We start from the raw sequence: 24,634 nt of genomic DNA, 5'->3' as shown, positions 1-24,634 counted from the left end.
GCGTGAACGTTTTTTTATGGTTATTGCTGATGGATAAAGCGCGATCCGTTAACCGTAGTGCGTGGCTTCGGATTTGTAATTGATAATCATTCAATCATGGGCTTATGTAGTAGTAAATGATAAAAGTGAGATATTCACTACAGCAGAAGCGCAGCGATAAGAGGGCAGTTTGCGCAGTAGGTTTAGTTAATTAACTTATTAAAAATAAATAAGTTAATGGTTAATCCGGTTTTGCAGATAAGCACCGATAATCTGCCAGGGCGGCTAAGTGCATTAGCTGATTAGGATACTTGACTACTACAGCGGCAAACTGCAAAATTTCAAAAGAGAATGAGATTTATTTTTATTTGATGCTAACGCACGCGCGGGTAGCCACGCTGTTGCGGCGCAGGAGTCAACATGCCACAACACGTGGAACAACCTGAAAGCGGGCAAGGTATCGTGCTCGACCGCCTGTCGGCGGGCTATCACAAGCAACTCATTATTGATGAGATCAGCCTGACCATTCCCCTCGGCAAAATGAGTGTGCTGGTGGGCGCAAACGGCTCCGGGAAATCCACCCTGCTTAGCACCATTGCCCGCATGCTGAAACCGCTGGGCGGCAGCGTGCTGCTGGATGGCAAAGCGATTCACCAGCAGCCGACAAAAACTGTTTCCCGCCAGTTGGGCATCCTGCCGCAGTCGCCGGTTGTGCCGGAAGGGCTGACGGTATTTGAGCTGGTCGCGCGCGGGCGTTTTCCCTGGCAGAGCTTTATGCGCCAGTGGTCGCAAGAGGATGAAAATGCGGTACAGCAGGCGCTGGAAATGACCGGCACCGCCGGGTTTGCCCATCAACCTGTAGACAGCCTCTCCGGCGGCCAGCGGCAGCGCTGCTGGATCGCGATGGCGCTGGCGCAGCAAACGCCGGTGATCCTGCTTGATGAACCAACCACCTTCCTCGATCTTCGCTATCAGGTGGAGATCCTCGAACTGCTGCACACCTTAACCCGCGATCATGGCCGCACGGTGATTGTGGTGCTGCACGATCTTAACTTCGCGGTGAACTACGCCGACACGCTGATCTTCCTCAAGCAGGGGCGTTTGCAGGGGGTGATCAACGAAGGCGAAGCCTGCACGCCGGAGCTGATCAAACGCGTGTTTGATGTCGAGGTACAGATGTCGGTTAACCCGTTGACCGGCAAGCCCTTCTTTATGCCCTTTCGCAAACCGGGCGGTAGTAACGCATGAGCGTTCGTCAATCTGCGCGCGTGAGCATCGCCGCGCTTGGCCTGCTGGCATTAGTGATAATGGCGGCCATTGCCCATCTTGGCCTCGGCGCGCGCTACATCGCACCGCCGACGGTGGTACAGGCGCTGATCGCCTTTGATCCGCACAATTTCGATCACCGGGTGATCGTCAGCCTGCGCTTGCTGCGCCTCGTCGCCGCGCTCTTTACCGGCGGCGCGCTGGGCGTGGCCGGAGCACTTTTGCAGTCGGTTATTCGCAACCCGCTGGGCGAGCCGCACATCCTCGGTTTGAATTCCGGTGCTGCGCTGGCGGTGGTGGCAACTACCGCGCTTGGCATCACGGTGGGCGATGTCTCCGTGAGCCGACCGCTGATTGCCGCTTGCGGCGCGGCTCTACTTTTCTCACTGGTGATGCTGCTCTGTTCGGCCGGGCGCGCTGGCTTTACGCCGATGAAGGTGACGCTCTGCGGCGTGGCGCTGTCGGCCTTTGCCTCGTCAATCACCGCCGCGATCCTGATCCTTGATGAGCAGACCCTGCTGAGCATGCGCACCTGGCTGGCGGGCGATCTTGCCGGGCTAAGCTGGGGGCAGATCACCCCTGCGGCGATGGCTGCCACCGCTGGCTTGGCGCTGGCGATTGGGCTGGCACCTGCACTGAATATGCTGGCGCTCGGCGATACGCTGGCGCGCGGCCTTGGCGTTTCGCTGACGCGAATTCGCCTGCTCTCCTTACTCGCCATTGCGCTGCTGTGCGGCGCGGCGGTGGCCATTGCCGGGCCGGTCGGGTTTGTCGGGCTGGTGGTGCCGCATATGGTGCGCCGCCTGGCGGGGAGCGATCTGCGCGTGGTGATCCCACTCTCGGCGCTCGGCGGGGCGGCACTGTTGCTGCTGGCGGATATTGCGGCGCGAACGCTACTGTCGCCACAGGAGCTGGCAACCGGCGTGATGACTGCACTGGTCGGCGCGCCGCTGTTTACGCTGCTGGCAGCGAGGTTCTTCAAATGAGCCACCAACTGCATCGCGCCGGGCTGCGTGTATTTCGGATCGGCGGCTTCTCCCGCCTGCTGCGCCCGCGCGCGCTGCTGTGGCTGAGCGGCCTGCTGCTGCTGGCGCTGGGGCTGCTGCTGTTTGGCGTTTCGCGCGGATCGCTGACCGTGCCGACCTCGAGCCTGGCGCGGGCGCTGTTTATGCCGCAGATGCTCAGCGGCGAGCAGCACTATGTGGTGTGGGATCTGCGCCTGCCGCGGCTCTGCATGGCGCTGCTCTGCGGAGCGATGCTCGGCATGGCGGGCGCGGCGATGCAATCCATGACGCGCAACGGGCTGGCGGATCCGGGCTTAATTGGCGTGAAAGAGGGGGCCAGCGTCGCGGTGTTAACGCTGGTGTTCAGCTTTCCGGCGGTGAGCGTTGTCTGGCGTCCGCTGGCGGGAATGGCGGGCGGCCTGCTTGCCGCAGGCCTGGTGATCGCGCTGGCGCGCGACGTCTCCCGACCACGCTTTGTGCTGCTCGGTATTGGCCTTTCCTGGACCTTCGCTGCCGGCATTGGCCTCTTTATGACCACCGCCGACGTGCGCGACGTACAGACCGCGATGCTCTGGCTGGCGGGCAGTTTACAGGCTGCCAGCTGGCCGCTGCTGGGCGTGGCGCTCTGCTGGGCGCTACCTGCGGCGCTTATTTTGCTGCTCACTGCCCGGGCGGCGGATGTCGCGCAGCTCGGCAATCAGGCGGCAACGGGTCTCGGTGTGCGGCTGATGCTCCTTAACGGCCTGCGCGTGTTCGCCCCGGTATTGCTGACCGCGGCCAGCGTCTCCTGCGTCGGCAGCCTCGGCTTTGTCGGGCTGATTGCCCCGCATATGGCGCGCTTTCTGCTGCGCGGCGGTGAGCGTGCGCTGCTCTGGGGCAGCGCACTGCTCGGTGGTTTGCTGGTGCTCGCCGCCGATACGATTGGGCGGCTGGCGTTTGCGCCGCTGCAACTTCCCGCCGGGATTGTGATTGCCCTGGTGGGTGGCCCCTTTTTCCTGTTGCTGCTCTGGCAGCGGCGCGATCGCTTGTAACCTTAAGGAGTTCTATGCGCTTCCTCTTCTCCCTGCTGCTGCTGGCCGGTTTTGCCGGCGCCGCCGCAGAGCCTGTGCAGAGTTTCACCGACGATTTAGGCCGCGTGGTTAAGGTACCGCAGCACCCGAAACGCATTGTCTCGCTGCACGATCTCGATATCACCATTCCGCTGATTGAGCTTGGCGTACCGCCGGTCGCCAGCCACGGACGTACGCAGGCGGATGGTCGCCACGTGTTACGCTCCGGCGCGCTGTTAACCGGCGTCGACTTTGATAACTCTGACATCCGCTTTATCGGCTCTGCCGATATCGATATGGAAGCCGTTGCCGCAGCAAAACCCGATTTGATCATCACCGAGCCGAGCCGCAACACGCCGGTGGAGCAACTGGCGAAGATCGCCCCAACCGTGAGCATCGATCATTTGCAGGGCGGCGCGCCGGAGATCTACCGCAAGCTGGCGCAGCTGACCGGCACGCAGGCGCGGCTGGCGATCCTGATGCGGCGCTATCAGGAGCAGATTGCGGCGCTGAAAAAGACCATTGATACCCGCAAGATTACGGTGTCGGTTATCCAGGCCAACAACGGCAAAATCAATGTGTTACACAGCTATCATTCGCTGGGCCGCGTGCTGCGGGATGCCGGTTTTCGCTTCCCGCCGCTTATCGACAGCATCCCTGAAGGCGGGCGGATGGATGTCAGCGCCGAGCGGCTACCGGAGCTGGATGCGGACTTTGTCTTTGCGACATGGCGCGGCGATACCGGCGGCACACCGCAGGATGAGATGGCCGCCATGAACGCGGTGATGCCCGGCTGGTGCGATTTCCTCACTGCCTGTCACAACGGGCGCTATGTACTGATTTCACGGGAAGAGGCGATCTCTAACTCCTTTGCCTCGTTAAGCCTGATGGTGGCGCAGGTGCAGTCGCAGATTGCCGGGCGACCGCTGCCGCAACAAGGGAAATAAACATGCAGAACGCAAAGCGGGCCAGAAGCCGCGTCGATATCTACGGCGAGCGTTTTCGCGCGCGGGTGCAGACGCTGTCGCCGCGTTTGCAGGCGGTGGTGCGTTATATCCACGATCATCGCGAAGCGGTGCTGGAGCAGACGGCGATGGAGATTGCCGCCGCCACCCACACCTCGGACGCCACCGTGGTGCGGGCGATTCAGGCGCTGGGCTTTGCCGGGTTGCGCGATCTGAAGCAGACGCTGGAGCAGTGGTTTGGCCCGGCGGCATCGTCGGCCGAGAAGATGAGCACCACGGTGAATGCGCTCGCCTGCGACGTCAATTCAGGTATCGATTTTGTCCTCGAAGGGCATCAACATACCTGCGAGGTGCTCTCCGCGCCTGCCAACCGTTACGCTATCGCGCAGGCGGTGGCGCTGCTGGTCGACGCCCGCCAGGTGGCGATTTTCGGCATTGGCGCATCGGGGATCCTGGCGGAGTACAGCGCGCGGCTTTTCAACCGCATCGGCTTGCCCGCTATTGAACTTAACCGCACCGGCATCGCCCTTTCTGAGCAGCTGATTGGGTTACAGCGCGGCGATGTGCTGGTGATGATGGCGCAGAAATCGGCGCACCGCGAAGGGCTTACCACCCTGAAAGAGGCGCGGCGGCTCGGCATTCCGGTGATCCTGCTGACCAACGCCGTCGACTCGCGCTTCAGCCAGCAAGCGGATGTGGTGATCCATGTCCCGCGCGGCGGCGAGAAGGGCAAAATCCCGCTGCACGGCACGGTGTTGCTCTGCCTGGAGATGATCGTGCTGTCGGTGGCGTCAGCCAATTCGCAGCGGGCGATTAAAACGGTGAAACGCATTAATGAGTTTCACCGGGGCTTAAAGCCGGGCGGTAAAAAGGGGTGAGAGGATCAACTGACGCCGCCGCCGAGGGATTGCCAGAGCGTGATGCGGTTTTGCAGGTCGATTTGTTGCAGTGAAATCAGCGACTCCTGCGCCGACCAGAGCGAGCGCTGGGCTGTCAGAACCGAGAGATAATCGCCGGTTCCCGCCTTGTACTGGCGCTGGGCGATATCCAGCGCTTTTTGCTCGGCTGCGACATATTCACGCTGAGCATCCAGCTGCTCGGTGAGCGTTTCGCGGCGCGCCAGCGCATCGGCAACATCTTTAAACGCGCTCTGAATCGTCTTCTCATAGGTGGCAATCAGCCCCTTTTTCTCCGCTTCGGCGTAACGCAATTGCGCCATATTTTTCCCGCCGGTAAAGAGCGGCAGCGTGATGGACGGCGCAAATGACCACACCTTCATGCCATGGCTGAAGAGGGACGAAAGTGAGCTGCTGCCAACGCCCGCGCTGGCGGTGAGTGAAATGGTCGGGAAGAAGTTCGCCCGCGCGGCGCCGATATTGGCATTCGCGCTCTTCAGATTATGCTCCGCTTCCTGAATATCGGGGCGGCGCAGCAGCACGGAGGAGGAGACGCCCGCCGGGGTCAGCGTAATGCTGTTATCCGCCAGGCTCTCCAGCGTACCCGGCAACAGCGCTTCTTGCACCGTCTCGCCCGCCAGCAGGTTGAGCGCGTTTTTATCCTGCATCACTTGCGTCTGATAACTGGCAACGCTGGCGCGCGCCTGCTGAAATACCGCCATCGCTTGCGCGGTATCCCCTGCGGCCGCGACGCCGATCGTCTGCCTGCGTTTGGCAATGTTCAGCGAGTTTTGCGCGCTCTCCATCGTCTGCCTGGAGAGGGCAAGGTTGCTGTTATCTGCCGCCAGCGTCACCCAGGCGGTAGTGATTTCCCCCACCAGGCTCAGCCGGGTATTTTGCGCGGTATATTCACTGGCAAGCCAGGTTTCGCGCTCGGCGCGGGCGAGGCTCTGATTACGGCCAAAGAGATCGAGTTCAAAGCTGGAGACCGCGCCGTCGGCTTCCGCGCTGCTGGTGAGCCCGCCCGCCACGGTGCGGCTACGGGTGTTACTTAGTTCGGCATTCACCGTCGGGAAGAGCGCGGCGCGATCTTCAGCATAAAGCGCGCGTGCCGCGTCGATATCGGCGATCGCTTTTTGGACATCACGGTTTTGCGTCAGCGCATTGCTGACCACCTGTTTGAGGCGACTATCATTCACTATCTGCTGCCACTCTGTGGCGACGGCCTGCGCCTGGCCACTGCTGCCCGGCAAGGTTGCCGGAACCGGAGCCTGCGGGCGCTGATAAGTCGGATCGAGGGAGACACAGCCAGCGCTCAGCAGGGCAAGAAACAGAACACTCATACGCAACATAATTACTCCTGACGCGCGCGTTTACCGGTGACGAGTTTTTTCACCAGCACAAAGAAAAGGGGAACAAAGAAAATCGCCAGCAGTGTTGCCGTCAGCGTGCCGCCGATAATGCCGGTACCGATGGCGATGCGGCTGTTGGCCCCGGCCCCGGTGGCAATCGCCAGCGGCGCGACCCCGGCTATAAATGCCAGCGAGGTCATCATGATTGGGCGCAGGCGGGTACGCGCAGCGCGCAGGGCCGCGCGGGAGAGCGACTGCCCCTGCTGCACCGCGGCTTCGGCGAATTCAACAATCAAAATGGCGTTTTTCGACGACAAACCGATGGTGGTGAGCAGCGCGACCTGGAAGTAAACGTCGTTGCTTAGCCCGCGCATCCATGCCGCCAGCGCCGCGCCGAGCAGGCCGAGCGGGATGACTAAAATCACCGAGATCGGCACCGACCAGCTTTCATACAGCGCGGCAAGGCACAAAAACACCACCATGATGGAGATGGCGTAGAGGCTCATCGCCTGGCCGCTGGCGAGTTTCTCCTGCAATGACAGGCCGCTCCACGCCCAGGTGGTACCCGCAGGCAGATTATCGGCGAGGTGTTCCATTTCGGTCATTGCCGCGCCGGAGCTAAAGCCGCTGGCATTCTCGCCCTGAATCTCATACGCCGCCGAACCGTTGTAACGCACCAGGCTCTCCGGGCCGTACTCCCAGCGGGTGGTGGCAAAGGCTGAAAACGGCGTCATGCTGTTATCGCTGCCGCGCACGTACCATTTTTGCAGGTCGGAAGGGGACGCGCGGAAGTCGCTATCGCCCTGGATATAGACCTTTTTCACCCGGCCGCGATCGGTAAAGTCATTAACGTAGGTGCCGCCCCAGGCGCTGGAGAGCGTATCGCTCACATCGCTCAGGGAGAGCCCCAGCGCCACGGCTTTGTTGCTGTCGATATCGACCTGCAACTGCGGCATCTGCGGCAGATCGTTGGCGCGAACCGCCTGCAACTCAGCACGCTGATTGGCATTGGCCAGCAACTGGTTACGCAGCGTGAGGAGCCGATCGCGATCGGTGCTGCCGCTGGCGAGCAGCTCAAAGGTGAAACCGTTGCTCTGGCCGAGGCCATCAACCGACGGTGGCGTCATCGCGAAGATGGTGGCATCGCGGATGGTGGCTAACTGCTGGCTGGCGCGCTGGGCAATCGCCTGGGCGGTGTTCTGCGCGCCGTCGCGTTCAGACCAGTTTTTCAACGAGACGAAGGCCATCCCTGCGTTCTGCCCACTGCCGCTAAAGCTAAAACCGGTAACGGTAAAAATGGCATCGGTATTGGCTTTTTCATTGTTGAGGAACCACTCCGTGACCTTTTTCGCCACCGCATCGGTACGCGTTGCCGTGGCCCCGGCGGGCAGGGTGAACTGCACCATAATCGAGCCCTGATCCTCCGTCGGCAGGAAACTGCCCGGCAAGCGCCACATCACCAGCGCCATCGCGCCGCACAGCACGGCATAGATTCCCAGCACGGATAGCGCGCGGCGTAGCACCCGCAATACGCCGTGCTGATATTTCTGTTCCGTGTTGTTGTAAAAGCGGTTAAAGGCGCCGAAGAAGCCCTTTTTATGGGGCGCGCTATGTTTTAACACTGCGCCGCACAGCGCCGGGGTGAGCGTCAGCGCGACCACCACCGAGAGCACCATCGCTGAAATAATGGTGACGGAGAACTGCCGATAAATTACCCCGGTCGAGCCGCCAAAGAAGGCCATTGGCAGAAATACGGCAGACAACACCAGCGCGATGGCCACCAGCGCGCCGGAGATTTCGCCCATCGACTTTTCCGTCGCTTCGCGGGCAGGCAAACCTTCGTCGCGCATAATGCGCTCGACGTTTTCCACCACCACAATCGCATCATCGACCAAAAGCCCTATCGCCAGCACCATGGCAAACAGCGTTAAGGTATTGATGGAGTAACCAAACAGCGCCAGCACTCCGAAAGTGCCGAGCAGCACCACCGGCACCGCCAGTGCCGGGATCAGCGTTGCGCGGATGTTTTGCAAAAACAGGTACATGACGCAGACCACCAGAATGATGGCTTCGATTAGCGTCTTCACCACATCTTCAATGGAGATCTTAATAAAATCGGTGCTGTCTTTCGGGTAGGCCACGTCGTAGCCCTGCGGCATGTTGTTGCGGTACTCATTAATCTTGTTTTTAACCAGCGTGGCGGTGTCCAGCGCATTCGCGCCGGGTGCCAGCATCACCGCCAGGCCCGCTGCCGGGTGGCCGTTCAGCTTTGCCTGGGCGCTGTAGTCTTCGCTGCCCATCTCGACGCGCGCCACATCCTTAACGCGCACCACGGCACCATCGGTTTGGCTTTTGACAATGATGTCGCGAAACTGTGCCACGGTTTGCAGGCGCGACTGGGCGCGCACGGTGGCGGTTAACTGCTGTTTATCGGACGCGGGCAGCGCGCCGATTTTACCGGCGGAGACCTGGATGTTCTGCGCTTCGATGGCCGATTGCACATCAGACGGCATCAGCGAGAAGGATTTCAGCTTGTCTGCATCCAGCCAGATACGCATCGCGTATTCACCGCCGAAGACTTGCAGGCTACCGACACCGTTTACGCGCGCCAGCGAATCCTGCATGTTACTGACCAGCCAGTCGGCAATATCGGAGCTGCTGGCGCGGTCGGTCTTATCGTACAACCCCATGATCAACAAGAAGTTGCTCTGGGATTTCACTACCGTGACGCCCGATTGCGTCACTTCCGTTGGCAGGCGCGACTCCGCCTGCTGGACTTTATTCTGTACCTGAACCTGCGCGGTATCCGGGTCAGTGCCCTGCTCAAACGTGACGGTGATGGTCGCCTGGCCGTCGGAGCTGCTGGTGGAGGTGAAGTAGAGCAGGTTATCCAGCCCGGTGAGCTGTTGTTCAATCACCTGGGTGACGCTGTTTTCCAGCGTCTGCGCCGATGCGCCGGTATAGGTGGCGGTGATCTTGACAGCCGGTGGGGCGACATCCGGGTACTGGGCAACGGGCAGTGAGCGGATCGCCAGAATACCGGCCATCATGATAAGAATGGCAATAACCCAGGCAAAGACCGGGCGGCGGACAAAAAAGCGCGAGAACATCAGGCTTTCCCTCCGTCAGTCTCTTGCACCTGCACCGCTTTCACTGTTGCGCCAGCACTCACTTTGTCGCTGCCTTCCACAATGAGTTTATCGCCGCTGGCGAGGCCTTTTACCACCAGCCATTTGTCGCCGTAAGTGTCGCCGGTTTCAACCGTGCGCTGCTCCACTTTGTTCTGCGCATTTACTACCAGCGCGACGGCATTGCCTTTTGCATCGCGCGTAATGCCCTGCTGCGGTGCGAGAATGGCATCAGCCATTACCCCTTCATCGACGCGCGCGCGGACAAACATTCCCGGTAAGAGCTGGTGCTGCGGGTTCGGGAAGATGGCGCGTAACGTAACGGATCCGGTGGACTCATCAACGGCGACTTCCGTCAGCGCCAGGCGCCCTTTTTCGCTGTAGGTGCTGCCATCTTCAAGCGTTAACGTCACCCCCAGCGTATTGCTGTCGCTGGTGAGCGCCTGCTTGCGCAGGCGCAGCAGATCGACGCTGGATCGCGTCAGATCAACATACATGCTCTCCAGCCCGCGAATCGTGGCAAGTGCCGTGGTTTGCTCAGCCGTGACCAGCGCGCCGGGCGTGACGGAGGAGATGCCGATGCGTCCGCCAATCGGTGCGCTGATGGTAGTCCAGTTGAGATTGATGCGCGCACTCTCCAGCGCGGCTTTTTTCGACGCCACGCTGGCTTTGTCCTGCGCGCAGGTGGATTGCGCATCATCCGCATCCTGGCGCGAAACACCATCCTCTTTCACCAGTTGCGCATAGCGCGTGGCTTTCTGGCAGTCGGAAACGACCAGTGCCTGCGCTTGTTTCAGTGCCGCACTGGCTTCATCAAAGGCGGCGCGATAGCTGGAAGGGTCGATCTGGTAAAGCGCCTGCCCGGCCTTTACCGTATCGCCCTCCGTAAACAGCCGTTTTTGAATGATGCCACCCACCTGAGGGCGAACCTCTGCCGACTGCGCGGCGGATATGCGCCCGGTAAGCTGACTGGTAACGTCCAGCGGCTGGCTTTTTAAGGTGACAATCCCCACTTGCTGGGGCGGGCGTTGTGCAGGTGGCGTGGCGTTATCGCAACCGACAAGGGCGATCGCGGCCAACAGGGTTGTTTTTATTAACTTCATTTCAGTTTTCCTGGCATGAGCGAAGCCTGCCCGTTTTGATTAACAGGAGTGTGGAGCAGGCGAGTAAACAGGTTATTTCGGCGGCGCCAGAAATAGCGCCGCCGCTTTTTCATCTACGGATTTTTATTTCTTCGCAAATAACATCGCGGTAATTTCCTGATAGAGCTGCTGTAATTGTGCCGGGTCGCATTTTTGTGGCGTCAGGCGGCGAAATGTGCTGCCTTCCATTAACACTGCCAGTAATTCCACACAGCACCGTATGCGCTCTTGCGACAGGTGAGGGTGGCTGTTGTGCAAGTGCTGGCAGGCGGTGTTAAACATGCGGGCATCGGCTTCAATCATCATCGCCTGCACCTGCGGGTTGCGCGTCGCTTCAGCGGACATCTCCAGCATTAACGCATCGTCATCCGGGCTGAGCGTGTGCCGCCAGGCCAGCATTTCCGGTAGATGCGTAGTCTCGGCTTTGCTCTCCATTTCGGCGATGCGGTAGTCAATAATGCGGCAAATCATCTCTTCAATAATGGCGTCTTTATTGATGAAGTAGCGGTAAATCTGACCGACGCTCAGCTGCGCTTCGAGGGCGATTTGCGACATGCTGGCGGCATGAAAGCCACTGATGCGAAAACGCCGCCGGGCAGCCGCAATGATCTCGTCTTTACGCTGCTGATGGCGTTGCTCCTGTAGTGCTTTTTGCGACATCGCGACCCCCGGTTAAATAAGGATGAGAATGAACATTCTCATTACGCAGTACATTAATTGAAATTATGTTTTTTGGGTAAATATTTTATTTATAAATAGGTCCGTTTTACGAAATTTCATAATGTGGAGAAATAAAGAAAAAATAAGCAGGAAAGATTGAGGGATATATTAGCGTGAAAGTGCGGAGCTAATGTGATGGCAATGTGAGAGGTTGCAAAGAGATAAAAATGACCCTGGCAGAGTGATATTGCCCTGTATAAAGGAGGCACTCTTATTTGCCGTTATAGGCCGACAGGGTGAGCGGTTCTTGCCCATGATGCCCGCAACGCCCTCTTCCCTGTTTTATGAGAATCGTTCTCAATAGCATTGAAGCAGCCGGGTGCGGATGGTAAGGTGTAGGCCGTTTCGCCCGGCGTGGGGCCTGGGTTTGACCGAGAACGAACGGCTGCCGGTTATGCAAAAAAGAGACTTTTCCGTTGAAGATTTTATCGGCTTTGGCGAGCGCTACGGCATCGATTACCGCTTTCCGGCGCTGGCTTCCTGCCGCTCGCTGAGCGAAGAGCGGCGTATCGTGATTCAGGGCGATGTGCAGGAGATGCGCTTCTCCAGCGGCCTGAACCTGACCCGCTCCGACATTCGCGTTCTGCAACCCTATGAAACCACCTCTCTGCACAGCTGCCCGCTCTATATGCTGGTGGTGCTGGAAGGCAGCGTAATGCTGCGCCTTAACGGCGAGGAGTTTATCGTTCGCTCTGGTATGGCCTTTACGTCGCGCCTGAGCGAGCAGCAGGTGATGAATGCCCGTCATCTGGCGGATAACTCCCTGCGCACGCTGTCGCTCGGCGTCGATCCGGCCAGCTGCCAGCGCTCGCCGCTGCTTACCGCGCTGCTGGAGCAGTGGGAATCCCACGGCGCGCCAACCTTTTTATGGCAGGTGCCCGAGTTTCTGCTTTCCGGTTTACAACAGAGCCAGCTTTCAACGCTGCCCGCACTTTCGCGCGAACTGATCCTCGAAGGGGTGATGCTGCAACTGGTCGGGCACGCGCTGTCACAGCGGATGGCGGGCGTGGAGCGCTGTACGCGCGCCTGCGGCGGTGAGGGGCAGCGGCTTGAGTCGGTGCGCCGCTTGCTGGAGCAGCAGCCGGAAAAAGAGTACACCCTGAATTCGCTGGCGCAGCTGGCGGCGATGAGCACCAGCAGCCTGCGGGTGAAGTTCCGCCAGGCCTATGGTCACTCGGTGTTTGATTATCTGCGCGACTGCCGCCTCGCGCTGGCGCGGCGCTACCTCGCCCAGGGTTACAGCGTGCAGCAAGCGGCCTGGATGTCGGGCTATCAACACGCTACCAACTTTTCTACCGCCTTTCGCCGCCGGTATGGCATCGCGCCGAGCGAAGCGCGCCAGCCTATCGCCTCTCCGTAGACCTTTTCTCTCGCCCTGGGCGCCATTTTGTCACCGCGCATATGTGAATTGTCATTGCGCATAGCTATTGGCGAATCCAAAAGGGTAATAATTCTTATTTACAATAATAACCGCTTCTGGAGAGTTTCATGTTCGCAAAAACGCGACTGGCATTGATGATTGGCTGCATAACCGGTGGGATGAGCGTTTCGGCGCTGGCGCAGGAAAACGCCAAAGATACCGTGGTAGTAACGTCGCAGGTGCAGAGCGGCGCGACCAAGCTTGAGACGCCGGATATCGAAACGCCGCAGGCGGTCTCGATCGTCACGCGCCAGCAGTATGAAGAGCAGGGCGCAACCAGCGTGCGCCAGGCCGTTAGCTACACACCGGGCGTCTACAGCAACCAAATTGGCGCCTCTAACCGCTTTGATTACATCGTGCTGCGCGGCTTTTCCGACGGCAGCCTCGATAACGTCTATCTCGACGGCCTGAAGATGATGGGCGATACCAACTCCCACAGCTCGCTGGTGATCGACCCGTGGTTTTTAGACAGCGTTGAAGTGGTGCGCGGCCCGGCATCTGTGCTCTATGGTCGCTCGTCGCCGGGCGGCATTGTGGCGCTGAACTCGCGTAAACCGTCGTTCGATCCGGGCGGTGAAGTGAAACTCTTCGCGGGCAATAACAACCAGCGCGGCGCGGCGTTTGATGTGACCGGGCCGGTGGATGATAACGATCGCGTAGCGGTGCGTTTAACCGGTATGACCCGCTATGCCGACTCCCAGTTTGATCACCTGAAAGAGCAGCGTTACGCCATCGCGCCGAGCGTCACCTGGCGTATTACCGATAGCACGCGCCTCGATGTGATGGCCTATCTGCATCGCGATCCGGAAGGCGGCAGCCACTCCGGCCTGCCCTATGAAGGTACCGTGGTGCCGCACGCCGGGGGCAAAATCTCCAACACCTTCTTTGAGGGCGAAGATCAGTACGACAAGTACAAACGCCGTGAAAACATGGTCGGCTATAACTTTGAACATATGTTTGACAGCGGCTGGTCGGTGCGCCAGAAGCTGCGCTACCTGCGTACCAAAGTCGATCTCAATCAGGTTTATGCCTCGGGCTGGCTGAATGAGACCGAGCTGAACCGCGGTTACTCCGGCTCAGATGAGTCCCTCTCGGCGGTGACGCTGGATAACCAGCTGGATGGCAGCGTCGATACCGGTGCGATTAACCACCGTCTGCTGGTGGGCGTTGATTATCAGCATCGCAATAACAACGTCACCTCGTCCTATGGCAGCTTCCCGGCGATCGATGCCTTTAATCCGGTTTACGGTGCCGATCCGCTCTCTATTTCGGTGTATGGCCGCGAAAAGCATAAACTGGAGCAGACCGGGATCTATGTACAGGATCAGATGTCGCTCGATCGCTGGCGTCTGACCCTTGGTGGCCGTCACGATCAGGTGAAGATCACCAACAGCAATAAGATCGGTGACACCCACGATACGCTGGAAAAAGACCATATCAGCAGCCGTGCGGCGCTGATGTACCTCTTCGACAGCGGATTTGCGCCCTACGTCAGCTATTCGACGGCCTTTACGCCGACCAGCTTTACCGATGAGAACGGCAAGATCCTGCAACCGATGAAGGGCAAACAGTGGGAAGCGGGGCTGAAGTTCCAGCCGGAAGGTTCGCAGACCATGTACAGCGCCTCGGTTTACCGCATCAACCAGAACAATATCGCCACCAAAGTGGAGCCGACCGATCCCTACCGCGCTATTGGCGAGATTGAATCTGAAGGGGTTGAACTGGAAGCGGTGGGTCAGCTGACGGATAACCTGCGCTTACAGGCGGCTTACACCTATAACGACATTCGTTATAAGAAAAGCAGCCCCGAAGAGCAGGGGAAACGCGCGGTTTACGCCCCGCGTAATCAGGCCAGCGCCTGGCTGAGCTATGACGTGAAAGCGGGTGCGCTGAATGGCCTGACCCTCGGTTCCGGCGTGCGGTATGTTAACGGCATCACCTCCGATCGTGAGAATACCCACACGCTGCCCTCCTACACGCTGGTGGATCTGGCCGTCGGGTACGATCTGTCGAATGTTGGTCTGAAAGGGCTGAGCGCCCAGGTGAACGTGAATAACCTCACCGATAAGCGCTATGTCGCCGCCTGTAACTCCGCCAACTACTGCTACTTTGGCGCCGAGCGCAGCATCGTTGGCAGCCTCTCTTACGCATTCTGATGTGATAAACCCGGCCTCTGCGCCGGGTTTTTTCTTAGCTGAGATCGACACCTTTATGGCCGAAGAGCCAGGTGACGATAAACCCACCGAGATAGGCCACCACCACGCCCGCCGCATAGACCGCCATCCCGGCATAGATGCCGTGATCGGAGGTCATCAGCGGCAGCGCCACCAGCCCGGAAGGGCCAAACACCGTATTCAACCCGACCGGTAAGCCAAGCCACGCCACGGCACCCATAAAAAATCCGCCGCAGGCACCGCCGATACAGGCGGTAACAAAGGGTTTAACGCGCGGCAGGGTCACGGCGTAGATCAGCGGTTCGCCGACGCCGAGCAGGCCGGGGATGATCGCCCCGCGGATCTGGTTGCGGATCGTCGATTCACGCGCCGCGCGGAAGTAGAGCGCCAGCGCTGCGCCCACCTGGCCGCCGCCCGCCATCGCCAGAATCGGGAAGAGCGAGTTGAACCCCTGCGCATCCATCAGGGCGAAGTAGACGGGAATAAAGCCCTGATGCACGCCAAACACCACGGCAATCAGGAACAGCCCCGCCAGTACCGCGCAGCCAAACGGGTTGCCGTTCAGGTGCAGAAACAGCCACGACATCCCTTTAAACAGCTCGCCGCCGATCGGCATGATCAATGTGAAGGTGAGCGCGCCGGTGATCAGCAGCGTCAGCAGCGAGGTGAGGATCATATCGAGATTGTCAGGCACAAACCGGCGGATCTGCCGCTCGATCCACGCGCCAAGGATCGTGGCGATAAGCACGCCGATAATATTGCCGCGCGGATCGATACTCATGCCGAAGAAGTTATCGATCCCGGAGAAGTAGCCGACCGTTGCTTTCGCGTCGTAGCCGAGCACAAACAGCGCGGCGATAATTGCGCCGTTGACGCCGCTGCCGCCAAAGGCTTTTTGCGCGTTGTAGCCAATCAAGATCGGCAGGAAGGTGAACAACCCTTTGCCGAACACTTTCATATAACCGACGACGTGCGCGAGCGCGCTGCTCTTATCCTGCGCGCCAACCGGCAGGCTCTGCTCAATCAGCGTGGCGAAGCCGAGCAGCATCCCGGCGGCGATAAAGCCGGGGATAAGCGGTGTGAAAATGGTGGCGAATTTCGCCAGAAACTGATGCAGGCCGCTGGTCTGCTTCGCCTTCATCTGCTGTTTGGTGTCGCGGGCGACCTCTTTAAGCGAGGCCGATTCAGTGGGCGCGTTGTCACGGCTGATTAAGAGACTCATCATCTCAGCCGCGGTTTGCGCTTTGCCGGGGCCCACGATGATCTGCAACTGATCGTCGCTGTTTACCACGCCGAGTACGCCCGGCAGTGCCTGTAGCCCGGCCTTGTCGACAAGCGTGTCGTTATGCAGCGCCAGGCGCAGGCGTGTCATGCAGTTACCGCAGCTTTTGATATTCGCTTCGCCACCAACCCGTTGCAGGATGGAGGCGATCAGTTCCGGCGTGATTTTGGCCATCACTTCACTCCTGCGTGGGCCAGCGCCTGGCGAATAAACCCGCCGTTATCCGCGAGCAAACGGGCGGCCTCTTCGGCGTCAACCTGCGCCAGCACCATCAGGATGGCGGTTTTGCAGTGGCCGTTGCTGGCCTGTAGCGCGTGCTTCGCCTCGTCGCTGTCGCAGCCGGTGGCTTCCATGACAATATTGACCTGGCGCTGCACCAGCTTCTGGTTTGTCGCTTCTACGTCTACCATCAAGTTGCCGTAGACTTTGCCGCTGCGGATCATCGCCCCGGTGGTGAGCATATTGAGCACCAGTTTTTGCGCCGTGCCCGCTTTCATGCGCGAGGAGCCGGTAACCACTTCCGCGCCGACCACCGGCGTAATGGCGATATCGGCAATCTGCGTCATCGGGCTACCGGCGTTGCAGGTCAGCGATACGCTGGTGGCATGCAGGCTTTTGGCGTACTCCATGGCGGCAATCACATAGGGCGTGCGCCCGCTGGCGGCGATGCCGACCAGCACGTCGTTGGCGTTGAAATTGAGGGATTTGAGATCCTCGACGCCGAGCGTCAGGCTATCTTCGGCGTTCTCCACCGCCTGCAAAATCGCGCGATGTCCGCCAGCAATGAGGCCGACAACCTGCTCACGCGGCGTACCGTAAGTGGGCGGGCATTCGCTGGCATCCAGAATGCCTAAACGCCCGGAGGTGCCCGCACCGCAGTAGATCAGACGCCCGCCCTTTTTGAAGGCGCTGACAATCGCATCGACCGCCTGCGTAATCGCCGGGATCACCTGCTCAACCGCCAGCGCGACCTTCTGATCTTCACGGTTAATCACCCGTAACATCGCCTCGGTATCAAGCATGTCGATATTGGCGCTGGCGCTGTTGCGGCCTTCGGTCGTCAATGTGGATAGATCAATGTTCATCACGTCTCACTTCACTCTGCGTTATGACTTTCTGCCTGCCGCTGCGCGGCCACGGCAACCGAAAAAGGAATAATATATTATTCATAACTATCAATTTAAGAATAATTTATTCTTACACGGGGCGCGAAACGAGAGTGTGACGCTGCTCATGCTGCGCATAAGTCATCATTAAGCGGCGCGTCAGCGCTGATGAAAAGTGAAAATGGCCTGCACCAGCGCATCCGGATCGAGCTCAAGTTCGCCAGCGTTAAGCGCTGCGCGAAGGCGTTCAATCTTAGGCTGGTCAACCTCCGGCAATTGATCAAGGTCGGCCTGCGCCTGGTTAAGCAAAAAGAGGGTCGCGTCAGAAAATGGGGGCGCTGTCATGATGTGCGTCTCACAGAGGGCGGTTAACGTTGGCGGCTATCTGGCTACCTAAAACGACCACCGTCGCTGCAAACTTAATCCCCGGGTTTTTGCTTAATCCCGCTCCAGCTGATAGCGAAAAATCATGCCATTTTGCTGACAGACCAGCGGCACACCGTCGGGTGCAATCTGCTGCATGGCGTTCTCTGAATAGGTGAGCAGATCAACATTGTTGGTCACCATGCGGTTACCTTTTGCCGGGTTGAACAGCACCGGTGCGTAGGCAAAATAGTGTTTACCATAGCGCTGGCGCGTGTGGACAAAGTTACTTTTGAGCATAAAGGCCGCATCGTGCGGGCTGCTGAGCGTGCTGACAATAATATTGCCCGCCGTGCTGATGCGCGAATCGTAGATCTCCTGTTGGTGCAGCATCAAATCATAAAACCCCACCTGCTGTACGATCTCCCCCGTCTGATAAAGGGCGCGCTGTTCGCACTGGAAAACGATGCCGCAGGCCAGCGCCGCCAGAGTGGTGGCAAGCAGTAATAGTGACTGTTTATTGGCGGTGACAAAGTGCCATTTCATCCATTTTTCTCCGTGTCTCACTCATGATCAGCTTATTTAATAACGCCGTGTCGGAGCGCCAGTGGTCAATTTGCATCACCAGTACCCGCTGCTCGCAGGGAGTATGTATGCGGAAGGTATAATTCAGAGTTTGGTTCTGGCTTCGATAATAAATAGCAATACGCAGCGCCTTCTGCTTTGCCTGCCGATTAAGCCGGGTATAGCTCTCTTTTAAGCGATCATAAATAGCCGTCGGCTCTTTCATTGTTTCGCCCGGTGCCAGCAGCGCAAAAATACGCAGATGGCTGTAGATATTTTTCGCCACCTCTTTTGCCACTATTTTGTTGTTATAGGTGAGCGCCAGATAGCCGCTACAGAGAGTGCTGAATATTAAGATCAGCATAATAAGCAGGACCTTTATGTAGGGAAAAGGTTGCGCAGCAACAGGCGTCTGTTGCCGGGGTGGCGGGGGGAAGGCAGGTGGCGTCTCCTGCGGGGGAATATCGATTTCAGGCGCGGCAGGGCGCGGGTCTGGCGGCGGCCCACTGACCAGAGGGCGGCAATATTTTGCCTCCAGCACATAGCCCTGTTTCGGGATGGTGCGAATGATTCGCTGCTGCTTGCCGTTATCCGCCAGGGCGGTACGCAGCGTGTGGATGGCGTTGGGCAGGCTATGGCTACCGACTACGCGATCTTCCCATACCTGCGCAGTCAACTCCTCATGGGAGAGGATCTCGCCGGGGTGTTGCTGCAAAACAGCCAGCAGTCTGAGCGGGTGCGTTCCCAGCCGTCTCTCCTCGCCGGTCACCACATGGTGGATCGCGCCTGAGGCGGGAACGATGACCCAGTTATTCACGGTGCAATTGGTTTTATTCATAAAAGGTTAACGATTGAGGCCAATCCGGCAGAGGCATATCACAAGAAATAATGTCGTCGGCTGAATCGGATAAATAACAGAATAAATATTCGTAGTTCACCGGTTTGTGGCGTTAATAATACGGAAGGCGAAGCGTAAATTACATGTGATTTCATTAGTTGCCGCTTTTCAAAGGATTAAAAAACGGGTTTGTGGTGTATTGTTTGACGCCGTTGAGGAGCGCTTTTGTGAGTTATTCGCTACTTCTCTTCTCATTTTGTTAATTAGGTGTTGCCGAAACTTTTTATTAATTGTTTTATCCGCTGTTCCTCATACGTAATGTAAATGATGAATTTAACTGCCGCAAAAACCTTAAATCCCGCTGATGAAGCGCGTTATATCAGTGATTATTTGCCGCTGGTACATAAAGTCGTCAAACAGTTCAGCTGGCAGACCAGCAGCGTAATGAGCAAAGAGGATATGCGGCAGATTGCCCTGATGGGGTTGCTGGCCTCGCTGCGCCGCTATGGCCCGCCGGACGCGCAGTTCGCCGGTTACGCCATTCAGCGTATTCGCGGCGCGGTGCTGGATGAGTTACGCCAGCAGGACTGGCGGCCGCGCAGGCTGCGTCAACAGACGCATAAGCTGACGGATGCGATCCGCGAGATCACCCGTGAGCTGGGGTATGAGCCGCGCTTTGAGGAGCTGAGTGAACGGCTGTCGGTGACGCCGGAAGCCTGGCAGCAATATCTGCTGCTGCACTCGGCCAGTGCGCTGGAGAGCCTGGATAACCTGCTGGAGAGCGATCTGCACGCCAGCGCGCTCTATAGCCGCCAGCTCGAGGATGAACTGCTTCCCGCCTACACGTTACGCAGCGCGGTAGCCAGCCTCGACAAGCGTGAGCAGCTGATCCTCGCGCTCTATTACCAGCATGAACTGAGCCTGAAAGAGATTGCGCAGGTGATCGGCGTATCGGAAGCGCGTGTTTGCCAGCTTAATAAAGTGATTGCCCAGAAGGTTCAGGCGTTTACTCGTCAATAAACGCGCTATCCGCGGTGCTGGCTGTAGCCGGTGCTTACGTTTAACTCGTTGGTTTAAATGTGTTGTTCTTGTGAAAGCTGTGATTTTGTCATCCATCGTCGCCCCCAGTCGGAGCTTGCTCCGAGGGTTTTTGGGGCTTTTTTTTACTCTTCTTGTGCTGTCGCTGGCAACCGGGTGTGTGCAAACCCCCTCGCGCACGGCGAAGCCAGTATCAACCGCGTCTGAGACGAATGCGCAGACAACTGCCGCGCATCAGCAGGCGCAGCGAAAAGCGCGCGTTCGCGCATCGTTACTTACGGTGATGAACCGCCTGGAGAAACAGCTCGGTAAACCTTACGTGCGCGGCGGCGTCTCACCGCAGCGGGGGTTCGACTGTAGCGGGCTGGTGGTCTACGCCTATAACAAAGTGTTGGATCGAAAACTGCCGCGCACCACCCGTGCGATGTTCAGGGATAAGGGGCTGAAAAAAGTAGCCCGCCATAAACTTCGCCGCGGCGATCTGGTGTTCTTCCGCAGTAAAACGCGCGGCCCGGCGGATCACGTTGGCGTCTATCTTGGCAACAATACCTTTATCGAAGCGCCGCGCAGCGGGCTGAAGATCCGTATCAGTAACCTGACCAATGATTACTGGCAGGATCACTACCTCGGCGCGCGGCGTATTCTGACTAACGAGGCGATTCTCTGAGGCTACGCCTCCAGCGCATTGTGGATCGCCGCGCCCAGCTGCTTGATCGCTTCCCGTCTCTCTTCATCCGGCGGCAGGGCGCAGTTGAGGCGCAGGCAGTTGCGATACTTGCCGGAAGCCGAAAAGAGCGAACCGGGTGCGATCTGAATTTTTAAGCGACAGAGCGCGCGGGAAACGCAGACCATATCGACGCTTTCCGGCAGTTCGACCCACAGCAGAAATCCCCCTTGCGGGCGCGTTACGCAGATATTGCATGGAAAATATTGCCGTACCCAACAGGTGTAGATCGCCAGCCGCTGCTGGTACACCTGACGCATCCGGCGTACGTGGCGGTGATAGTGCCCGTCACGGATAAACGCCGCTACCGCCAGTTGGGTGGAGGGAACGTTGGTGCCGATGGCGGCATATTTTTTATGGATCACCCGATCCAGATAGCGCCCCGGCGCGATCCAGCCAATACGCAGACCCGGTGCCACGGTTTTGGTCAGTGAACTGCAGAGCAGCACGCGGCCATCGATATCGTAGGATTTGATGGTGCTCGGGCGCGGATAATCGGTGGCCAGCTCGCCATAAATATCATCCTCGAAAATGACAATATCGTGGCGCTGGGCCAGCGACAGCGCCGCTTTTTTGCGTGCTTCCGGCATGACAAACCCGAGCGGGTTCTGGCAGTTGGGCACCAGGATCACCCCTTTGATCGGCCACTGCTCCAGCGCCAGTTCCAGCGCTTCAATGCTGATCCCCGTTTCCGGATCGGTCGGAATTTCAATCGCTTTGATATCCAGCCCGCGCAGCAGCTGCATGGTGCCGTAGAAGCAGGGCGACTCGACGGCGACAATATCGCCGGGGCCGCAGACCGCCATCAGCGCCAGTGACAGCGCCGGGTGGCAGCCCGCGGTGATAACAATCTCTTCGGCGTTTAACGAGGTGCCACCATCAAGCATCAGGCGGGCGATCTGTTCGCGCAGCTCCTGCTGGCCGGGCAGGGGGTCATAGCTGAGTGCATCCATCACCTGGTGCTGCGCGATGCGGCTCATCTCTTTCCACAGCGGTTTGAGGGTCGGCTGGTTAAGGTCCGGTGCGCCGCCGCCGAAAGCGACAATCTCTTTATCGGTGCGCGCATCAAGCAGAGTTAGCACTTCATCCCACTGTGTGACGTCAACCGGGCGCTGTACCGGGCGCGACATCGCCGGCACCGGCGGTTTGGCTTTGCGCGGCGCGACAAAGTAGCCGGAGCGCGGCTGCGGAGTGATTAACTGCAACGTCTCCAGTACCTGATAGGCCTGCTGTACGGTGCTGATACTGACGCCATGCTCCTGGCTCAGGCTGCGCACCGAAGGCAATTTTTCACCGTGGCGATATAAGCCGTGTTCAATGCGCTCTGCCAGCAAAGTGGCCAGATGTTGGTAGCGGGTCATGCTGTATCCTAAAAAGTCACCATACAGTTGCGAAAAACAGTACAGATCGGGCGAGAAAGCGGCGTGCAGATCCCTTTTTACGGCATCTGTATGGTAAAGAAAACTATTTTCTGAGTCTGTATTGTGCAGGGCGATCGCAGCGAAGATAGAGCTCTTTTCAGGCGAGGAGAGCAACATGGAATTTTTCGAAAATCGACCACGGCGCCCGTTTTCCGGGTTTGTTTTACTCTGGCGCCAGCTGCGGCGCTGGCACCTGTTGGCGAAAACCCGACGCGAACTGCGCAGGCTGAGTGACGAACAGTTAAGGGATATGGGACTAAGACGCAGCGATATAAGCTGAAGGCAAAACGGGCGCTGGAAATATCTGGTGGTTCCCGCCCACCCTGCGTTGGGCTATGCTTAGCTCCATAACCTGAAGGGAGAGAGCCCATGCATTTTATTACTAACCACGATGATGACGACAAAAAAGAGAAAGAAGCGGGCAATGCCAGCCAGCTGATGCAGCAGAAACTGCTGGATGCGCGTTCGATCATCATCTCCGGTGAGATCAACCAGGCGCTGACTGAGAAAGTGGTAACCCAGCTTCTGCTGTTACAGGGCATCAGCGATGCGCCGATCAAAATCTATCTCAACAGCCAGGGCGGCCATGTCGAAGCGGCAGATACCATCCACGACATGATCAAATTCATCACTCCGGAAGTGCACATCATCGGCACCGGCTGGGTCGCCAGCGCCGGGATCACCATCTTCCTCGCGGCGAAAAAAGAGCATCGCTACTCGCTGCCGAACACCCGCTTTATGATCCACCAGCCGCTGGGCGGCGTGCGTGGTCAGGCGAGCGATATCGAAATCGAAGCCAAAGAGATCATCCGTACCCTTGAGCGTGTGAACCGCATGATTGCTGACGCGACCGGCCAGCCGGTGGAGAAAGTGAAGCAGGACACCGATCGCAACTTCTGGATGAACACTAAAGAAGCGATGGATTACGGCATTGTCTCCCGCGTGGTCAACTCCTACGCCGATCTCAACCTCGACTAATCGACTGTGCTTTTCTGAGGCGGGAACTCTCTCGCCTCATCATTTTCCTGATTCTGTTTCGCACCCCTGACGCCTTTCTCAATGGAGTGATGGCATGAAAAAAAGTATCACCGCGGCGCTGATAACCGCAGCGACCCTGAGCCTTCCCGCGCTGTCGGCACCTGCCAGCGTCTCGTTCGAACATAAAGACTGGCAAGTGGTGTGCGATAACACCCTGACCTGCCGCGCTGCGGGTTACAGCACGGAAGAGGATGCCTCCGGCTCGGTGTTGATCACCCGTAAAGCGGGGCCGCAGACGCCGGTTTCCGTGCAGGTGGTGCTGGCAGATATGGATGGCAGTGAACCGCCGCCGAAGCTGGCGCTGTGGATTAACGGTAAATCCCTCGGGGCGTTAACCCCCGGCGATAACGACACCTGGCGTCTGACGGACGAGCAGGCAGCGCAGATGATTGCTGCGGTGAAGGGCAGCGGCAAGGTGGTCTTTAAAGGCGGTGCGAAACCGTTTGTGCTCTCAGGCGACGGCGCGTCTGCCGCGCTGCTGAAGATTGACGATGTGCAGGGGCGCGTCGGCACGCCGGGCGCACTGAGTAAAAAAGGCAATAAGCCCGAAACCTCGGTTACCGCTGCGATCCCCGCTCCGGTGATCCTGGCCGCGCCGGTCAGCAAGGAAAACGCGCGCGCCCTGAGTGCCGCTGAAGCAAAAGAACTCACGCCCCGGCTGCTGGCGGCCATCGCTAAAGATGATGACTGTGGCCGGCTCTCCAGCCCGGAAGAGGAGGTGATCAAGGGCGAAAATGATCTCACCCTGACGCCGCTGGACGCAAAACATGGCCTGGTGTCCACACTCTGCTGGCGTGCTGCCTACAACGAAGGGTATGGCTACTGGCTAGTCGACAATGCCCTGAAAGAGAAACCGCAGTTCATCACCAGCTCGGGAACGGACTACAGCGACGGTGCCATCACTCTCGCTCAGCGCGGGCGCGGGATTGGCGACTGCTGGGCATCAGCCGAGTGGGTGTGGGACGGCGAAGCGTTTCGTAAGAGCAGCGGAAGCACTACCGGCCTGTGCCGCGGCATTCGCGCGGGCGGTGCCTGGGATCTCCCCGAGTTTGTCGCCGAGGTGAAAGCCGCGAAATAACCCTCTGAGCACCGCCGGGACAGGTTGCGTGAAGCGCGGCGGTGTTCTTCTCTTTCATCCCCAACGGCTTTCGCAACAGTGAGTACG

22 protein-coding genes are annotated in these 24,634 nt (G+C 58.6%); 12 read left to right on the top strand and 10 right to left on the bottom strand.

All coding sequences use genetic code 11. The features are described 5' to 3' along the window. The first annotated feature begins 399 nt into the window (after positions 1–399). Genes EH164_RS19340 through EH164_RS19320 form a run of 5 tightly spaced genes read left to right on the top strand, consistent with a single transcriptional unit; the run spans position 400 to position 5,141 of the window. Positions 400–1,227 (top strand): ABC transporter ATP-binding protein, encoded by an 828-nt coding sequence (locus tag EH164_RS19340; protein WP_124970091.1) that lies wholly within the window; start codon positions 400–402, stop codon positions 1,225–1,227. Further along, the gene (locus EH164_RS19335; RefSeq protein WP_124970088.1) at positions 1,224–2,231 is read left to right on the top strand and encodes an iron ABC transporter permease; all 1,008 of its coding nucleotides are present in this window, start codon (positions 1,224–1,226) and stop codon (positions 2,229–2,231) included. Before EH164_RS19340 ends, EH164_RS19335 begins: the two co-directional genes overlap by 4 nt. Next, entirely contained in the window at positions 2,228–3,280 is a 1,053-nt protein-coding gene (locus EH164_RS19330) for an iron ABC transporter permease (protein ID WP_124970085.1), read from the top strand. Before EH164_RS19335 ends, EH164_RS19330 begins: the two co-directional genes overlap by 4 nt. 14 nt (positions 3,281–3,294) lie before the next feature. Next, positions 3,295–4,245 (top strand): iron-siderophore ABC transporter substrate-binding protein, encoded by a 951-nt coding sequence (locus tag EH164_RS19325; protein ID WP_124970082.1) that lies wholly within the window; start codon positions 3,295–3,297, stop codon positions 4,243–4,245. A 2-nt stretch (positions 4,246–4,247) separates the two neighbouring features. Further along, the gene (locus EH164_RS19320) at positions 4,248–5,141 is read left to right on the top strand and encodes a MurR/RpiR family transcriptional regulator (protein WP_124970079.1); all 894 of its coding nucleotides are present in this window, start codon (positions 4,248–4,250) and stop codon (positions 5,139–5,141) included. A gap of 5 nt (positions 5,142–5,146) precedes the next feature. On the opposite strand, the gene EH164_RS19315 is transcribed toward EH164_RS19320, so the two are convergent. The 4 genes from EH164_RS19315 to EH164_RS19300 all read right to left on the bottom strand — a co-directional run bounded on the left by EH164_RS19315 (position 5,147) and on the right by EH164_RS19300 (position 11,441). Further along, complete coding sequence (locus tag EH164_RS19315; protein WP_124970076.1) at positions 5,147–6,511, bottom strand: efflux transporter outer membrane subunit; 1,365 nt, start codon at positions 6,509–6,511, stop codon at positions 5,147–5,149. Between the two features lie 2 nt (positions 6,512–6,513). Beyond that, positions 6,514–9,621 carry an efflux RND transporter permease subunit gene (locus tag EH164_RS19310; RefSeq protein ID WP_124970073.1) on the bottom strand — a complete coding sequence of 1,036 codons (3,108 nt, stop codon included), beginning with the start codon at positions 9,619–9,621 and terminating at the stop codon, positions 6,514–6,516. Beyond that, positions 9,621–10,742: an efflux RND transporter periplasmic adaptor subunit gene (locus EH164_RS19305; RefSeq protein WP_124970070.1), complete on the bottom strand. Its 1,122-nt coding sequence runs from the start codon at positions 10,740–10,742 to the stop codon at positions 9,621–9,623. Before EH164_RS19305 ends, EH164_RS19310 begins: the two co-directional genes overlap by 1 nt. 123 nt (positions 10,743–10,865) lie before the next feature. Further along, entirely contained in the window at positions 10,866–11,441 is a 576-nt protein-coding gene (locus tag EH164_RS19300; protein WP_124970067.1) for a TetR/AcrR family transcriptional regulator, read from the bottom strand. Positions 11,442–11,895: 454 nt separating this feature from the next. Between EH164_RS19300 and EH164_RS19295 the strand changes: the two genes are divergently transcribed. Together EH164_RS19295 and EH164_RS19290 are read left to right on the top strand one after the other, a co-directional pair. Further along, positions 11,896–12,861 (top strand): helix-turn-helix transcriptional regulator, encoded by a 966-nt coding sequence (locus tag EH164_RS19295; protein WP_124970064.1) that lies wholly within the window; start codon positions 11,896–11,898, stop codon positions 12,859–12,861. 128 nt (positions 12,862–12,989) lie between these two features. Further along, a complete protein-coding gene (locus tag EH164_RS19290) occupies positions 12,990–15,077 on the top strand; it encodes a TonB-dependent siderophore receptor (protein WP_124970061.1) in 2,088 nt (695 codons plus the stop codon). Positions 15,078–15,111: 34 nt separating this feature from the next. On the opposite strand, the gene murP is transcribed toward EH164_RS19290, so the two are convergent. From murP to EH164_RS19265, 5 genes are all read right to left on the bottom strand, one after another. After that, entirely contained in the window at positions 15,112–16,551 is a 1,440-nt protein-coding gene (gene murP / locus EH164_RS19285) for a PTS N-acetylmuramic acid transporter subunit IIBC (RefSeq protein ID WP_124970058.1), read from the bottom strand. Then, positions 16,551–17,462: an N-acetylmuramic acid 6-phosphate etherase gene (gene murQ, locus EH164_RS19280; protein ID WP_124970055.1), complete on the bottom strand. Its 912-nt coding sequence runs from the start codon at positions 17,460–17,462 to the stop codon at positions 16,551–16,553. Before murQ ends, murP begins: the two co-directional genes overlap by 1 nt. A 180-nt stretch (positions 17,463–17,642) precedes the next feature. Beyond that, the gene (locus EH164_RS19275) at positions 17,643–17,828 is read right to left on the bottom strand and encodes a flagellar biosynthesis anti-sigma factor FlgM (protein ID WP_023480200.1); all 186 of its coding nucleotides are present in this window, start codon (positions 17,826–17,828) and stop codon (positions 17,643–17,645) included. A gap of 93 nt (positions 17,829–17,921) precedes the next feature. Then, positions 17,922–18,392 (bottom strand): hypothetical protein, encoded by a 471-nt coding sequence (locus tag EH164_RS19270; RefSeq protein ID WP_124970052.1) that lies wholly within the window; start codon positions 18,390–18,392, stop codon positions 17,922–17,924. Then, a complete protein-coding gene (locus EH164_RS19265) occupies positions 18,364–19,248 on the bottom strand; it encodes a winged helix-turn-helix domain-containing protein (protein WP_124970033.1) in 885 nt (294 codons plus the stop codon). The genes EH164_RS19270 and EH164_RS19265 overlap by 29 nt, the downstream gene beginning before the upstream one ends. Positions 19,249–19,575: 327 nt before the next feature. Here EH164_RS19265 and EH164_RS19260 point away from each other — a divergent pair, with 327 nt between their 5' ends. Together EH164_RS19260 and EH164_RS19255 are read left to right on the top strand one after the other, a co-directional pair. Then, a complete protein-coding gene (locus EH164_RS19260) occupies positions 19,576–20,268 on the top strand; it encodes a FliA/WhiG family RNA polymerase sigma factor (protein WP_370277290.1) in 693 nt (230 codons plus the stop codon). Between the two features lie 178 nt (positions 20,269–20,446). Then, positions 20,447–20,953: a C40 family peptidase gene (locus EH164_RS19255; RefSeq protein WP_241174979.1), complete on the top strand. Its 507-nt coding sequence runs from the start codon at positions 20,447–20,449 to the stop codon at positions 20,951–20,953. A gap of 2 nt (positions 20,954–20,955) precedes the next feature. On the opposite strand, the gene EH164_RS19250 is transcribed toward EH164_RS19255, so the two are convergent. After that, positions 20,956–22,371 carry a PLP-dependent aminotransferase family protein gene (locus tag EH164_RS19250; protein WP_124970030.1) on the bottom strand — a complete coding sequence of 472 codons (1,416 nt, stop codon included), beginning with the start codon at positions 22,369–22,371 and terminating at the stop codon, positions 20,956–20,958. Positions 22,372–22,546: 175 nt separating this feature from the next. Between EH164_RS19250 and EH164_RS19245 the strand changes: the two genes are divergently transcribed. The 3 genes from EH164_RS19245 (at position 22,547) to EH164_RS19235 (ending at position 24,547) form a co-directional block, all read left to right on the top strand. Further along, positions 22,547–22,711, top strand: coding sequence for a DUF1127 domain-containing protein (locus tag EH164_RS19245; RefSeq protein ID WP_076768952.1), 165 nt, complete (start codon positions 22,547–22,549; stop codon positions 22,709–22,711). A gap of 89 nt (positions 22,712–22,800) precedes the next feature. Further along, entirely contained in the window at positions 22,801–23,409 is a 609-nt protein-coding gene (locus tag EH164_RS19240; protein ID WP_023480386.1) for an ATP-dependent Clp protease proteolytic subunit, read from the top strand. A gap of 94 nt (positions 23,410–23,503) precedes the next feature. Further along, the gene (locus EH164_RS19235; protein WP_124970027.1) at positions 23,504–24,547 is read left to right on the top strand and encodes a DUF1176 domain-containing protein; all 1,044 of its coding nucleotides are present in this window, start codon (positions 23,504–23,506) and stop codon (positions 24,545–24,547) included. Positions 24,548–24,634: the final 87 nt, after the last annotated feature.

Origin of the sequence: Kosakonia sp. CCTCC M2018092 (assembly GCF_003864115.1) — a bacterium.
GTDB classification, from domain to species: Bacteria; Pseudomonadota; Gammaproteobacteria; order Enterobacterales; family Enterobacteriaceae; genus Kosakonia; species Kosakonia cowanii.
This window is presented reverse-complemented; position numbering and strand designations above follow the sequence as displayed.